We start from the raw sequence: 15,087 nt of genomic DNA on the forward strand, positions 1-15,087 counted from the left end.
ATTATCAAACTGCTGGATAATAGTATCGCATAGCTAGCTTTTTAAAATCAGATACTTGTGATTTTTCCCATTTCTTATCTTTAGAAAGTTCTTTAGCCATTAATGCAGCTACTCTAGGTGCTATATCTATAGCTTTTTTAGCATTTAAAAATAATAACCGGAACCTTCGAGCCAAAACATCTTCAATTGTTCTCGCCATTTCATAACGAACCATCCAAATTACTTCTGCTTCGGTATAATAATAAGAAGAAGAATCTTTTGAAATTAAGGGAATTCCCAATAATGGATTTTTCTCTATTAATTTTTTTATATGATATTCATCTTCTCCATATTTATTCCAATAATGATTTCTACTTCTATATAAAGAACAGGATCCATAAATTTTTAAATTCTTTGTCACAGAAGGTAATTTATTTAAGTTTCCTATTTCTATAGCTTTATTTACAGTGTCTTCCGCCATTTTTCTATATGTAGTCCATTTTCCCCCTATAATGCTAATGAGTCCAGAAGAACTAATCATAAGTTTATGAGATCTAGAAATATCTTTAGTTCTAGTAGAACAAGAATTATTGGGAAAAAAAAGAGGACGTAACCCAGAAAATGCACTTAATATATCACTTTTTTTTGTATGAAGTACAAAATATTTATTAAAAGTTTCTAATATAAAATCGATTTCCTCCTCTAAAGGTTTCGGTTCAATAACACTTTTTTCTAAAAAAGTATCTGTAGTTCCTACTAAAACATGATCGTACCATGGAACACAAAATAAGACTCTTCCATCTGACGTTTTTGGAATAACTATAGCATTTGAACTACTGAAAAAAGATTTATCTAATACAATATGTGTTCCTTGACTAGGCTTTATCAAAATAGGACGCGCAGATTCATCCATTTTTGAAATAGAATCAGAAAAGACTCCAGTAGCGTTGATAACTATTTTGGAATAAATAGAATATTTTTTTTGAGTTTCAAGATCACAGGCCACAACTCCAGAAATTTTATTTCCAACTTTTTTTAGTAAACTTTTAACTTGAAAATAGTTTAATAAAATTCCACCTTTTTTAACACAAGTCTGAGCTAAATTGATAGCTAAACGTGCGTCATCAAACTGTCCATCATAATATAAAATACCTCCTTTTAACTCTTTGCTTTTAATTTCTGGAAAATTTTTAATTATTTCATTTTTAGATAAAAATCTGGATTTTCCAAAACTTAAAGAACCGGATAGCCATTCATACAATTTTAACCCAGTCCAGTACATAATCGCTGTTTTCCAATTAAATACTGGAATAATAAATTTTTGTTTTTTTACTAAATGAGGAGCGTTTTGTAACAAAAAACCTCTTTCTCGTAATGCTTCATAAACTAATTTTATATCTCCTTTAGCTAAATATCGTATTCCTCCATGAACTAGTTTTGTACTACGACTAGAAGTGGCTTTAGAAAAATCAGACTGTTCTAATAGAAGAGTTTTATACCCCCTGGAAGAAGAGTCTAAAGCTATACCTAATCCTGTAGCTCCTCCTCCAATAATAATAACATCCCAAATATTAACATTTTTTAAAATGTTTAAAAACCTATCTCTATTTAAAAAACCTTTCATCATTTTTCATATCAAATTCCAAGCGGAATATCCATCCTATTGGGATTTTTAAAATATTAAATGAACAAAATTAAAAATATTTTTAATAAAAGAAAATTTTAATTAAAATTAAACATTTTTTTCTTTGTTAATCATTTGATATATAAAATCTTTTACAATTTTTTTTCCTGAATGAGCATGAATTTTTTTCATCATTTTATTCATATCATGAAATTGTTTCAAAAAAAGATCTATATGACTCAACGTAATCCCAGATCCTTTAGATATTCTTTTTTTTCTTTTTATATCAGTGAGAATTTTGGGATTATTTCTTTCGTAAGGGGTCATAGAATGAATAATCGCTTCTATTTTTTTGAAAGAATCTTTTTGGTTACCATAAAAAGAAAAATATCTATCGATTCCAGGAATCATTGAAATAATATTTTTTATATTTCCTATTTTTTTAATTTTTTGAATTTGTTCTAATAAATCATTAAAATTAAAACGATTTTTTGAAATTTTGTGATAAATTTTTTTAGTTCTTTTTTCATCAAATTGTTCTTGTACTTTTTCTACTAAAGAAACTATATCACCCATCCCTAATATTCTATTAGCTATTCTGTCTGGATGAAAAACTTCCAAATCTTCTATTTTTTCTCCATTACTAATAAATTTTATAGGCCTACTCACTATACTAGATATGGTTATAGCAACACCCCCTCTACTATCTCCATCTAATTTTGTTATTACAATACCATCAAAATTCAATATTTTTGAAAAAGATTGAGCCGTATTTATAGCATCTTGTCCTGTCATAGCATCAACAACAAATAAAACTTCATCTGGTTTAGAATATTGATAAATTTTTTTTATTTCTTCCATCATGATTTCATTTATTGCTAACCTTCCAGCTGTATCAATAATAATTACATTTTTATTATTTTTATAAGCATAAAAAATAGATTTTTCCACTATTTCTATAACATTTTTACTTTCTTTTAAAGAAAAAACAGGAATATTAACTTTTTCCGCAATCAATTCAAGCTGATTAATAGCTGCAGGACGATGAATATCTGCAGCAACTAATAAAGGAAATTTATTTTTTTTTCTTAAAAAAAAAGCAAGTTTAGAGGAAAAAGAAGTTTTTCCACTTCCCTGTAATCCACAAATTAAAACAATAGAAGGACTCTTAGAAAGATTTATTTCTCTATTTTTTTCTCCCATAAGAGAAACTAATTCATCATATACTATTTTTGTAATTAATTGTTTTGGATTTAAAGAATTCAGTACTTTTTTTCCAATAGATTTTTCTTTAACTTTTTGAATAAAATTTTTAACTATTTTATAATTAACATCTGCATCAACAAGTGCCCGTCCAATTTCTTTTAGAGAAGATGCTATATTAGTTTCCGTTATTATATTTTCCCCCTTCAAAATATGAAGAGCTTCAGATAATTTATTTTGTAAATGTTCAAACATAAGTATATATTTTTTTTACATACGATCAAGCATTTTAATTCCTAATAAATTCATTCCAGATTTTAAAACATTTCCTGTTATATGAATAATATTCATGTTCATATTACTATGAATTACGTTTAAAGGATCTATTAATTTTTTATTTTGGTAAAGATGATTAAAAGTTTTAGAAACTTCATAAATATAATTCGCTATTAAAGAAGGATTTAAGTGTATTACTGATTTTTTTAATATTAATGGATATTTTTTAAGAATTTTGATCATATTTTTTTCATGTTCATCAAATTTTATATTTGACCAATAATAATTCATAAATGAACATAATTTGAAAAATTTTTGTTCCAAAGAACGAATTCTCGAATAAGTGTATTGAATATATGTTCCTGTTTTTCCTTTAAAATCTATAGATTTTTTAGGATAAAAAATTATTTTTTTTTTGGGATCTGTTTTAATAAAATAATATTTTAAAGCTCCTAATCCTATGATTTCAGCATATTCTTCTTGTTTTTCTTTTTTTATAAATTTTTTTTCAAAATTTTTTTTTACAATAGAAGACATTTCTAAAATGAGACTATCAGCATCTACAACATTTCCTTCCCTAGATTTCATCCTCCCACTTGGTAAATATACCATTTCATAAGATAAATGAAACAATTTATTTACCCATATATATCCTAAACGTTTTAATACATTAAAAAGAACTTGAAAATGATAATCTTGCTCTTTCCCTACAATGTATATGATTTGGTCTACATTGTATTTTTTAAAACGCTCTACAGCTGTTCCTATATCCTGAGTAATGTATACGGAAGTTTGATCCGATCGTAATAAAAGTTTTTGATTAAAACCTTCCTTCATTAAATCAATCCAAATAGATCCATCTTTTTTTTGAAAAAAAATTCCTTCTTTAAGACCTTTTTTGACAATTTTTTTTCCAATTTCATAAATATCACTTTCATACTCTATTTTATCAAAAGTAATATCCAATTTTTTATAAGTTTCTTCAAAGCCATTATAAACCCATTGATTCATTTTTTTCCAAGTATTTCGAATAACAGGATCTCCAATTTCCCATTTTTTCAATAATTCTCTAGCTTGATTCAATATTGAAGATTCAACATATTTATAATTTTTTTTAGATAATTCTTTAGTTTCTTTATGATAAATACTATCAAATAAACTATAATATTTTCCTACAAAATGATCTCCTTTAATTTTAACACTATCAGGTGTTTTTCCTTTTCCAAACTTGTTCCAAGCTATCATAGATTTACATATATGGATTCCCCTATCATTAATAATTTGAATTTTTATTATTTCATGACCCACCATTTTTAATATATTAGCTATTGATGATCCAATAAGACTATTTCTAATATGGCCTAAATGAAGGGGTTTATTGGTATTGGGAGAAGAATATTCTATCATTATTTTTTTAGAAGGATATTTTAAATTATAAAAATTTGTATTTAACATTTCTTTCAGAAGATAAATATAATAATCATCTTCAAAAATAAAATTTAAAAAACCTTTAATAATAGAAAACTGAATCAGTCCTTTTAATTTATTTTTTACATAATTTCCTATATCTTTTCCTATTTTTTCTGTAGGTTTTTTTAATTTTTTTGATAAAGGAAATAAAATTAAAGTAATATCCCCTGGATATTCTTTTTTAGTATTTTGAAAATCTAATTCAGGATAAGATTCCAGTTTATATAAAAAAAATATGGATTCTATGACTATTTTCTCTATAGATTTAAAATAATCATTCATAGATAATTTAGAATGATTTTTCACAAAAATCTTTTTAATTGTACTCTCCATCCGAAAGGATCTTCTGATAGATTATGTTGTATATCTAATAATCTTTTTTTTAGATAAAAAGATATTCTTTTTTTTTCTTCAATATCAGGCAAATAAAAATCATCTTCTTTATAGCTAATTGTTTTGAAATAATTTATAACAGCTGCAGTTCCACAACCAAAAGCTTCTTTCAATTCACCTGTTTTCAATCCTTTTATAATTTCTGAAACGCTTAAATTTCGTTCTTCGACGAAGATCCCCTCTTTTTTAGCTAAAGAAAGAATACTTTTGCAGGTAATTCCACTTAATATATTATCATTTGCTTTTGGAGTAATAAGTTTATTATTTAAATAAAAAAAAACATTCATAGTGCCAGATTCTTCTATTATTGTGTGAGTAGAAGAATCCGTCCATAATATTTGATCAAAACCTTTTTCGTTAGCTAGTCGAGTAGGATAAAAAGAAGAAGCATAATTACCAGCAGCTTTAGTAAATCCTACTCCTCCTGATGCAGAACGGCTATATTTTTCTTCTATTTTAATTTTTAATGGATTTTTGTAATAGGTATCTGCAGGAGTCGATATAATTATAAACATATAATTTTTAGAAGGTTGAGCTGATAAAACTCCACTGGTAGCAATGATAAAAGGACGAATATATAAAGATTGTCCATAATTTTTTGGGATCCAATTTCTATCTATATCTATTAATTTTTTTAATCCATTCATAAAAATTTTTTCTGGGATAGGCGGTATTTCTAAACGAATAGCAGATCTATTTATTCTTTTAAAATTTTCTTTTGGACGAAATAAAAAAACTTCTTCATTTTTATCTTTGTAAGCTTTCATTCCTTCAAAAACAGCTTGACCATAATGAAAGACAAGAGATACAGGAGATAATATTATATTTCCAAAAGGCTTAATAATAGAATTTTTCCATTCTTCATTTTCGAATTCACAACAAAACATATGGTCAGAATACTGATTACCAAAGATAATATTATTGAAATCCATTTCTACAATCCTAGATTGTATTATTTTTTCTATTTTCATAAATAAAAAAACATTAATAAAAATAAAACAAATATATTATTTAAAATACTTAGTATTCAAACTATCATTCATTATTTTTAATACTTTTTCTACAATATTTTCAACAGAAGGTTTCGAGAAATAATCTCCATCTGATCCATAAGGGGGACGATGTTCTTGAGCTGTCATCGTTACAGGCGGACTATCTAAATAATAGTATCCATTTTGTTCTTCTAATATTTTCTGTAGAATATAAGCTGAAGATCCTCCTGGAACATCTTCATCTATAATCAATAATCTGTTTGTTTTTTGTAAACTTTTAACAATATCTTTTTGTAAATCAAAGGGTAATAAAGATTGAATATCGATTATTTCAGGATCTATATTAAGATTATATAATTCTTCTGCTGCCTCATTGACAATTCTCCATGTAGAACCGTAAGTAACTATAGTAATGTCTTTCCCTATTCTTGTTTTTTCTACTATTCCAATAGGAGTTCTAAATAAACCTAAGTTTTTTGGTAATTTTTCTTTTATTCTGTATCCATTAAGACATTCAATAACTAGAGCAGGATCATCACCAGACAATAAAGTGTTGTAAAAGCCAGCAGCTTTGACCATATTTCTTGGAACGAGTACCAAAATCCCTCTCAAATAATTAATAATTCCACCCATTGGGGAACCAGAATGCCATATTCCTTCCAAACGATGTCCTCTAGTTCTAATAATAACAGGAGCTTTTTGTCCTCCTTTTGTCCTGTATTGTAAACAAGCTAGATCATCACTCATAATTTGTAAAGCATACAAAATATAATCTAAATATTGAATTTCAACTATAGGACGAAGCCCTCGCATCGCAAGACCTATTCCTTGTCCTAGGATAGTAGATTCACGGATTCCTGTATCAAAAATACGAATTTTACCATATTTTTTTTGTAATCCCTCCAATCCTTGATTAACATCCCCCATTTTTCCTACATCCTCTCCAAAAATTAAAAGATCCGGATGTAATTCCAACAATTTATCAAAATTTTCTCTTAATACAATTCTTCCATCTACTTCATAGTTATTATTATATACAGGAAAAATTTCTGTTATTTTTACAGAAGCTTTTTCAGAAATACTATATAAATGAGAAGAATAATTTTTTTGTTCTTCATCATATTTTTTTTTTATCCATTCTATTAGACAATATTTTGTATCAAATTTAATTTCTGATAAAAGATATAATACTTTTCTAGCAATCCGAAATATTGCTTTTTTTGTAGGATAATTTTTAGTTCCATCATGTAATTCTTTTATATATTTTTTAACATATTTATTGATCCATTTATTTTCTGCATAATTATCTTGCATTTTATATAAAAAATTTACAACTTCATTTTTAATTTGATTAATAGGGGTTAAAAATGATTTCCAAGCTTTTTCTTTTTCATTTGTTACATATTCTTTAGCTTCTATATCTATTTTATCTAAAAAATTAACATTGGCTATTTTACGATAATCTTTTTTATTAATTCTAAATTTAAAATTTAGAATCCAATCTCTAAATTTTTTGATACCATCATTATTCATTTCCCATTCTAAACGTGCTTTTGATTTATATCTTTCATGTGAAGAGGAAGTAGAATGGCCTTGGGGTTGTGTTAAATTTGTTACATGTATTATAACGGGAACATGTTCATTCCTAGCTATTTTATCTGCTTTAATATATGTTTTTGTGAGATCTATATAATTAGATCCATTTACTCGAATAATCTCTATTCCTTTTTCTTTTTTATTTCTATGAAAACCAGATAAAATATCGCTAATATTTTGTTTTGAAAATTGATATTTATTCGGAACAGATATTCCATACTCATCATCCCAAATAGAAAGTATAATCGGAATTTGTAGAACTGAAGCAGCATTCAATGTTTCCCAAAATAAACCTTCAGAAATACTAGCATTCCCAATGGTTCCAAATGCTACTTCATTTCCATTATGAGAAAACATTTTATGTGTATTTTTTAAATTTTTTAATTCTTTATAAATTTTAGAAGCCTGAGCTAACCCTAACAATCTAGGCATTTGAGCTGCACTAGAAGAAATATCCGCACTAGAATTTTTTTGTTTTATAAGATTTTTCCAATTTCCATCTTCATTTAAAAAACGTGTTCCAAAATGTGCAGTCATCATTCTTCCCGACGAAACAGGCTCTGCTACTAAATCTGAATGTGCGTATAATTGAGAAAAAAAATTCTTAACAGTTAAAACTCCAATCGCCATCATAAACGTTTGATCCCGATAATATCCAGATCGATAATCTCCATTCTTGAAAACTTTTGCCATAGCTAATTGAGGAATTTCTTTTCCATCTCCAAATATCCCAAATTTCGCTCTTCCATTTAAAACTTCTTTTCGACCTAGAATGCTAGTTTCACGACTAATTCGTGCTAATTTATAATCATTTAAAACCATTTTTTGAAATGAATCAAAATCAAAATAGATTTCTTCATCATCAATATATTGTTGATTGTGAAAATTCATAAATTTTCATTTTTTACATGAAAATACAGGAATTTTCATTTATGAAATTCTTTATTTAATTTTAAATGTTTTTCAAGATAATAAAGACTATGATAGATCATATGTTTGGAAATATTACTCTTTCTATTATAAAGCCAGACGCGGTGAAAAAAGGATATGTAACTCCTATATTATCTAAAATAGTTCATGCAGGATTTCACATTATAGCGCTAAAAATGACAGAACTTTCCCCAAAATTAGCTACAAAATTTTATGCAGAACATAAAAAAAAGTTATTTTTTGAATCGTTAGTAAAATTTATGTCTTCTGGGCCAATTGTATCTGTAATATTAGAAAAAGAAAATGCCGTAAAAGATTTTAGAATATTAATTGGAAATACAAATCCAGTACACGCAAAAAAAGGGACTATACGAAACTTATATGCAACCTCTTTAGAAGAAAACGCTATACATGGATCCGATACTAATAAAAATGCTTTTAAAGAATGTTTGTTTTATTTTTCTAATAGAGAAATTTTTTAAAAAATTTGTAATTAATAAAATTTTTTCTCATATGAAAAAAAATTTTCTGATATCTATTTTTTCCATTTTTATTTTTATATCTGTAACCATGTTATGGATAGCTAATACATACAATAACCTAGTTAAACTTAATGAAAATATTAAAACACAATGGGGACAAGTAGAAAATGTTTATCAACGTAGAGTTGACTTAATTCCAAATTTGGTAAATACAGTAAAAGGATCTGCTAATTTTGAAAAAAATACATTAAGTCAAATAATAGAAGCTAGAGCAAAAGCTACTTCTATTTCTATAAATACAAATGATTTAAATCAAAATCAAATCAATAAATTTCAACAAGTACAAGATCACTTAAATAAGACTGTCAGTAAATTATTATTTATTGTGGAAAATTATCCTAATCTTAGATCAACAAAAAATTTTTATGAATTACAAAATCAATTAGAAGGAACAGAAAATCGTATCAGTGTAGAAAGAAACCGTTTTAATGAAAAAGTAAATAATTTTAATACTTATAGAAACCAATTTCCAAAAATTATAATTGCAAACTTTTTTTATCAATTTAAAGAAAAAGGATATTTCCAATCTCAAATAGGATCAAAAAAACCTCCAATTATAGATTTTTCGAATTAAGTTAATTATATTCTCATTTATATGAAATGGGATAGGATAGAAAAAAAAAGGATCCATTCAAAAAAATTATGAAAAAAATTATTCAATCCATTTTAATTATTTTAATTTATTTTTGTTCAAATTTAATACAAGGACAATTTTATATTCCTATAGCTCCAAAAAAAATATATCCTATACAGGATTATGCAGGAGTTTTATCAAAAATAGAAATAGATAAATTAAATCAAAAACTCATTTCATATTCTAAAATTACATCAACAGAAATTTTGGTTTCCATTATTCAGGATCTTCATGGAGAAGATCCAAATTTATTAGCTTCTCAATGGGGAGAAAAATGGAAAATTGGAAAATTTCACAAAAATAATGGAATAATTATATTATTATCCATTCATGATAGAAAAATATCTATTCAAAATGGGTATGGAATAGAACCTTATATTACCGATTTTTTAACTAAAAAGATTATTAAAAACATAAAACCTATATTAAAAAATAATCTTTATTATCAAGCTATCGATAATGGAACTAAAGAAATTTTTAAAATTTTAAAAAATAAATATAAAAAAAAACAGAATAAAAAAAATATTTTTACATGGAATTTTAACATAAGTATTTTTTTTATCATGTTTTTATTATTTTATTTATTTTTTATCAAAAAAAAAACAAACGTTTCATTATTAAATACATTATTTTTAACAAATTTTTTATTCAGAAATCAAAATTCTTATCATAATCAGGATGAAGATTTTGATAGTTTTGGAGGGGGTGGGAATTTTGGAGGAGGAGGGAGTAGTAGTAGTTGGTGATTTTATTATATTAAATGTTTCTTTAAATATTCTAAATACTCCTTTAGTTTCATTATTTTATTTAATGTATCACTCTCTTTTTTTCTTTCTTTAATAAGTAAATTTTCTGGAACAGAAGCTACGTATTTATCATTATATAAATTTTTTCTAATTATAGATAATAAATTACAAAAATATTGAATTTTATTTTCAATTTTAACAATGTCCATATGATTCATATGGAACTTTTTATCTTTCGAATCTAAAGATAAAAAAAATTGATCTGTATCTAAAAAAAAAGAGAAAAACGGTATATTTTCTGGTTTTTTTGATACAGAAATTATTTTCTCTAAGTTAGCTAACTTTAAGATAATGGAATCATATTCTTTTTCTTTTTTTCTTATAGAAAATAAAACAAGACTTTTTTTATGAGAAATATGATTTTGATTTCTAATATTACGTATTTTAGATATTATTTTGGTCGCTTTTTCAAAAGAAACTAAAATATCATAATCATAATATTTTTTTTCAGGCCAAGAAGAAACAATTAAAGCTTCTTTCGGTTTTCTTTTTTTAATAAGATTCCAAATTTCTTCTGAAATAAATGGCATATATGGATGTAATAATTTCAATATATTTTCAAAAAATTCAACAGCATTTAAATACACCAATTCTGGAATACATTTATTCCCATTAATAGGTTTAATTCCTTCAAGAAAAAAAGAACAAAAATCATACCAAATTAATTTATATAAAATCATTAATGATTCATCTAATTTATATTCTAAAAAATATTTATCAAATATATTCAAAACATAATAAAAACGATTTTTAAACCACTTAATAGCAAATAAAGAAGAATTAGAAATACATTTATTTTTTGTAACTTTCCAACTTTGAATTAAACGAAAAGCGTTCCATATTTTATTAGAAAAATTTCTTCCTTGTAAACATATTTTATCTTCAAAATGAAAATCTTTTCCTACACTATTCTTAAGCATAAGCCCCATACGAACAGCATCGGCCCCATATTTATTAATTAAATCTATAGGATTTGTATAATTATTTAATGATTTTGATATTTTATTATTTTCATAATCTCTAATAATTCCAGTAAAATAAACCCTTTTGAAGGGTTTAGACCCTTTCAATAAAAAACCAGACATAATCATACGTGCAATCCAAAAAAATAATATATCTGAACCTGTCACTATCTCCTCCGTAGGATAATAATAACTAATTTCAGGATTATTAGGATGATGAATTCCATCAAATACAGATAAAGGTAATATCCAAGAAGAAAACCAGGTATCTAAAACATCCGAATCTTGCCATATTTCATTATGAGTTAAATATGGATTTTTACTTTTATATCTTGCTTTTTCTAATGCTTTTTCTAAATTTTCTGCAACTACAAAATTATCAATTTTATTACCATAATAATAAACTGGAATACGATGCCCCCACCATAATTGTCTAGATATATTCCAATCATGAATTTGATTCATCCATTTAAAATAAGTTTTACAAAAGTTATTAGGATAAAATTGAATATCTCCATTTTTTATAGCTTCTATAGCAGGAATAGATATTTTTTTCATTTTTAAAAACCATTGAAGAGATAGTCTTTGTTCAACTACTGATAAAGTTCGTTCCGATAACCCTATTTTATGATTCAGTTTTTCTATATTTTTAATAACTTCTAACTCATTGAGTTCTTCTATGATTTTTTTTCTTACTTTAAAACGATCCATCCCTTTATAATGAAGACCTTTTTCATTTAAAGTCGCATTTTTATTGAAAATGTCAATTATTTCTAATTTATGTTTATCTGCTATATTTTTGTCATGTATATCATGAGCGGGGGTGATCTTTAAACATCCAGTTCCAAAATTTGGATCTACATATGAATCCTGTATAATTGGAATATATCTATTTACTATTGGTATTTTAACATATTTTCCTTTTAAATGATAATAACGTTTATCGTCAGGATGAAAACAAATTGCTGTATCACCAAATATGGTTTCAGGACGGGTTGTAGCTACAGTAACATAGTTTTCTTCTCCTTTTATTTTATATTTTAAATAATAAAGTTTTCCAATATGTTCTTTATAAAGAACTTCTTCATTAGAAAGAGTTGTTTGAGCTTCTGGATCCCAATTGACAACATGGTACCCTCTGTATATATATCCCTGATCATATAAATCAATAAAAACTTTCGTTACAGATTGAGATAATTTTGGACTCATCGTAAATTGAGTACGATTCCAATCACATGAACATCCCAATTTTTTAAGTTGATTAAAAATAATGTTTTTATGTTTTTTAGACCATTTCATCACATAATACAAAAATTTCTCTCTTCCTAAAAAAATCTTAGATAAACCTCTTTTTTTTAACTGATGTACAACTTTAGCCTCTGTAGCAATGGATGCATGATCCGTTCCCGGAATCCAACAAGTATTATATCCTTTCATTCTTGCATATCGAATTAAAACATCCTGTATAGTATTATTTAGCATATGACCTATATGAAGAACTCCAGTTACATTTGGAGGAGGCATTACTATAGCATAAGGAATTCGATCATCTGGATAAGATGAAAAATAATTTTCTTTCATCCAATAATGATATCTTTTTTTTTCTACCGACTTTGGATCGTATTTCATTGAAATATCCATAAATTTAAAATTATAAAAAAAATTGAAATAATCATGAAAATAGTTCTTATTGCTGCTGTTTCAAAAAATGGATTCATAGGGAAAAATAATCAATTAATGTGGCATTTACCTAATGATTTAAAACGTTTTAAAGATTTCACCACTGGTGAAATAATTTTGATGGGAAGAAAAACTTTTGAATCTATTGGAAAAATACTTCCGAAAAGAAAAAATATTATACTCACAAAAAAAAACTTTTTATACTCAAAAAATGTTAGAATTGTTTCTTCTATTAAACAAATAGAAAATTTAACATACAAAAAAATATTTGTTATAGGAGGAGAAAAAACATATTCCTCCATAATTGAAAAAGCAGATATTATAGAACTAACACTAGTTCATAAAAAATTTGATGGAGATGCTAAATTTCCAAAAATAGAGACTAACAAGTGGAATAAAATATATGAATTTTTTTATGAAAAAGATAAAAATCATTTATTTAACTACAGCTTTATTAAATTTGAAAGAAAAAAATAATTTATTCTCTTCTATCCAATTCCTTTTTTATTCGTGCTGCAAGCTCATAACATTCATTGACTACCGCATGATTTAATAAAGCGTTTAAATCTCTTTCTGTCATATTCTCTAAATCTTGTTGACTTTTTTCTTTAAAAAAAAGAAGAGCACTATTTTCCATTTCTGTTTCAGAAGTATCATTTTCTTTTTCTTTAGGAGCCCCATTTTCAAAATATATACCAGCTTTATCAAAAATTTCTCTTGTTGTATAAATAGGAGCTTGAAATCGGACTGCTAAAGCCACAGCATCTGATGTTTTTGAATCTATTTTGTGTTCTTTTTTCTCTATTTTTTTTCCTTCTTTTTCTATGTAATCTCCTTCTAACAAAATATAAGAAAAAAATATTCCATTTACTAGTTTATATATAACTACTGCTTTTAATTTAATATTAAATTCTTTTGCTAAAGAAAGAAATAAATCATGTGTAAAAGATCTATATGGATCTCTTTTTCCTAAAGCAGAAGCAATAGACTGAGCTTGCAGACTTTCTATAATAATCGGAAGTTTTATTTTTCCAGATTCTTCTTCAAGCAATAAAACATATATCCCAGATTGTATTTGACTTAAGGAGATTCCTCGTACAGCTAATCTAATAAATTGATCCATAGGAATATATAATTTATAATAAATCCAACCTCACTATCACATCCAAATATACTAATTTTGGAAATTTATTGAATGAATTGGAGTAACAATAATTAATATAATAAAATTCTTAGTTATATGTAATAATTTTTTTTTATATATTTAATAATAATATTTAAATAACTTTTATTATGAATACTTCGTTTAGATTGTTGATTCCAACAATATTTTTAATGTTAGGATTGATTATTTCCTGTAGTGATGATATAACTTCTGCAGGGGAAGAAGAATCCGGCATAAAGAATAATACCTCTACAACTGGAACAACTTCTTCTGTTCCAAATTCTCCTTCTACTACTGTAGCAACGACAACTCCTGCCCCCTCAGAAACTCCTCCTACAGATTCAACTAAAACAGATACTGATGATGATGAAAATCCTAAGTATTCTTTTAAGATGGAGGATATAGATCCAGAAGATTTATCTAGACAAATAAAAGAAATAAGAGAAAAAATAGAAAAATTAGAACAAGAAAATACAAAAAATTTTGATGAATACGATAAAATGGCAGAAATTCAAAAAGGAATTCTAGAGAAAGTTAGGAAAAAAAAAATGATAATGAGATCTAAACCTGTAGGTTCAGAAGAGCAAGTAAAAGCTCAAAAAGATTTTGAAGATCAAAAGAAATTTGGAAAAGAAAAATTTAAAATACTTAAAGAAAAAAATATCCTTTTAAATAAATTAACAAAAACATTAACAGAAGCTAAAAACGAGGAAATATATTTACAAAAAAAACAAGAATTTTTTTTGAAAAATTCAAAAAAAGAAACTAAAAATTAGATTTATTCATTATTTGTTAAACAACGGAAAAGAAAGGAGAGTCTTTCTTTTCCGTTGTT

At 25.5% G+C, this 15,087-nt stretch carries 12 protein-coding genes; 5 read left to right on the forward strand and 7 right to left on the reverse strand.

The window, feature by feature from the left end; genetic code table 11:
• Positions 1-4: 4 nt before the first annotated feature.
• From H0H62_RS00900 to H0H62_RS00920, 5 genes are all read right to left on the reverse strand, one after another.
• Complete coding sequence (locus tag H0H62_RS00900; protein WP_185860876.1) at positions 5-1,606, reverse strand: glycerol-3-phosphate dehydrogenase/oxidase; 1,602 nt, start codon at positions 1,604-1,606, stop codon at positions 5-7.
• A 105-nt stretch (positions 1,607-1,711) separates the two neighbouring features.
• Positions 1,712-3,061 carry a signal recognition particle protein gene (gene ffh / locus H0H62_RS00905; protein ID WP_185860877.1) on the reverse strand — a complete coding sequence of 450 codons (1,350 nt, stop codon included), beginning with the start codon at positions 3,059-3,061 and terminating at the stop codon, positions 1,712-1,714.
• A 15-nt stretch (positions 3,062-3,076) separates the two neighbouring features.
• The gene (gene argS, locus H0H62_RS00910) at positions 3,077-4,834 is read right to left on the reverse strand and encodes an arginine--tRNA ligase (RefSeq protein ID WP_185860994.1); all 1,758 of its coding nucleotides are present in this window, start codon (positions 4,832-4,834) and stop codon (positions 3,077-3,079) included.
• Between the two features lie 20 nt (positions 4,835-4,854).
• Entirely contained in the window at positions 4,855-5,916 is a 1,062-nt protein-coding gene (locus tag H0H62_RS00915; protein ID WP_185860878.1) for a branched-chain amino acid aminotransferase, read from the reverse strand.
• Positions 5,917-5,952: 36 nt separating this feature from the next.
• Complete coding sequence (locus H0H62_RS00920; RefSeq protein WP_185860879.1) at positions 5,953-8,424, reverse strand: alpha-ketoacid dehydrogenase subunit alpha/beta; 2,472 nt, start codon at positions 8,422-8,424, stop codon at positions 5,953-5,955.
• 89 nt (positions 8,425-8,513) lie between these two features.
• Here H0H62_RS00920 and ndk point away from each other — a divergent pair, with 89 nt between their 5' ends.
• The 3 genes from ndk to H0H62_RS00935 all read left to right on the forward strand — a co-directional run bounded on the left by ndk (position 8,514) and on the right by H0H62_RS00935 (position 10,385).
• A complete protein-coding gene (ndk, locus tag H0H62_RS00925) occupies positions 8,514-8,945 on the forward strand; it encodes a nucleoside-diphosphate kinase (protein ID WP_185860880.1) in 432 nt (143 codons plus the stop codon).
• 31 nt (positions 8,946-8,976) lie between these two features.
• Complete coding sequence (locus H0H62_RS00930; RefSeq protein ID WP_185860881.1) at positions 8,977-9,579, forward strand: LemA family protein; 603 nt, start codon at positions 8,977-8,979, stop codon at positions 9,577-9,579.
• A gap of 68 nt (positions 9,580-9,647) precedes the next feature.
• The gene (locus H0H62_RS00935) at positions 9,648-10,385 is read left to right on the forward strand and encodes a TPM domain-containing protein (protein ID WP_185860882.1); all 738 of its coding nucleotides are present in this window, start codon (positions 9,648-9,650) and stop codon (positions 10,383-10,385) included.
• A 5-nt stretch (positions 10,386-10,390) separates the two neighbouring features.
• Here the strand turns inward: H0H62_RS00935 and H0H62_RS00940 are convergent, their stop codons facing one another.
• Positions 10,391-13,048: a valine--tRNA ligase gene (locus H0H62_RS00940; protein WP_185860883.1), complete on the reverse strand. Its 2,658-nt coding sequence runs from the start codon at positions 13,046-13,048 to the stop codon at positions 10,391-10,393.
• A 33-nt stretch (positions 13,049-13,081) separates the two neighbouring features.
• Between H0H62_RS00940 and H0H62_RS00945 the strand changes: the two genes are divergently transcribed.
• Complete coding sequence (locus tag H0H62_RS00945) at positions 13,082-13,564, forward strand: dihydrofolate reductase (RefSeq protein ID WP_185860884.1); 483 nt, start codon at positions 13,082-13,084, stop codon at positions 13,562-13,564.
• Position 13,565: 1 nt separating this feature from the next.
• Here the strand turns inward: H0H62_RS00945 and H0H62_RS00950 are convergent, their stop codons facing one another.
• A complete protein-coding gene (locus H0H62_RS00950; protein ID WP_185860885.1) occupies positions 13,566-14,210 on the reverse strand; it encodes a bifunctional nuclease family protein in 645 nt (214 codons plus the stop codon).
• Between the two features lie 170 nt (positions 14,211-14,380).
• Here H0H62_RS00950 and H0H62_RS00955 point away from each other — a divergent pair, with 170 nt between their 5' ends.
• Positions 14,381-15,028: a hypothetical protein gene (locus H0H62_RS00955; RefSeq protein ID WP_185860886.1), complete on the forward strand. Its 648-nt coding sequence runs from the start codon at positions 14,381-14,383 to the stop codon at positions 15,026-15,028.
• The last annotated feature ends 59 nt before the right edge of the window (positions 15,029-15,087 follow it).

It is taken from the genome of Blattabacterium cuenoti, assembly GCF_014251695.1.
In the GTDB taxonomy this organism is placed as follows: domain Bacteria; phylum Bacteroidota; class Bacteroidia; order Flavobacteriales; family Blattabacteriaceae; genus Blattabacterium; species Blattabacterium cuenoti_T.

Coding starts and splice junctions, on each gene's coding strand:
- H0H62_RS00900 (WP_185860876.1), bottom strand. CDS start 1,606: ATGATGAAAGGTTTTTTAAATAGAGATAGGTTTTTAAACATTTTAAAA.
- ffh (WP_185860877.1), bottom strand. CDS start 3,061: ATGTTTGAACATTTACAAAATAAATTATCTGAAGCTCTTCATATTTTG.
- argS (WP_185860994.1), bottom strand. CDS start 4,834: ATGAATGATTATTTTAAATCTATAGAGAAAATAGTCATAGAATCCATA.
- H0H62_RS00915 (WP_185860878.1), bottom strand. CDS start 5,916: ATGAAAATAGAAAAAATAATACAATCTAGGATTGTAGAAATGGATTTC.
- H0H62_RS00920 (WP_185860879.1), bottom strand. CDS start 8,424: ATGAATTTTCACAATCAACAATATATTGATGATGAAGAAATCTATTTT.
- ndk (WP_185860880.1), top strand. CDS start 8,514: ATGATAGATCATATGTTTGGAAATATTACTCTTTCTATTATAAAGCCA.
- H0H62_RS00930 (WP_185860881.1), top strand. CDS start 8,977: ATGAAAAAAAATTTTCTGATATCTATTTTTTCCATTTTTATTTTTATA.
- H0H62_RS00935 (WP_185860882.1), top strand. CDS start 9,648: ATGAAAAAAATTATTCAATCCATTTTAATTATTTTAATTTATTTTTGT.
- H0H62_RS00940 (WP_185860883.1), bottom strand. CDS start 13,048: ATGGATATTTCAATGAAATACGATCCAAAGTCGGTAGAAAAAAAAAGA.
- H0H62_RS00945 (WP_185860884.1), top strand. CDS start 13,082: ATGAAAATAGTTCTTATTGCTGCTGTTTCAAAAAATGGATTCATAGGG.
- H0H62_RS00950 (WP_185860885.1), bottom strand. CDS start 14,210: ATGGATCAATTTATTAGATTAGCTGTACGAGGAATCTCCTTAAGTCAA.
- H0H62_RS00955 (WP_185860886.1), top strand. CDS start 14,381: ATGAATACTTCGTTTAGATTGTTGATTCCAACAATATTTTTAATGTTA.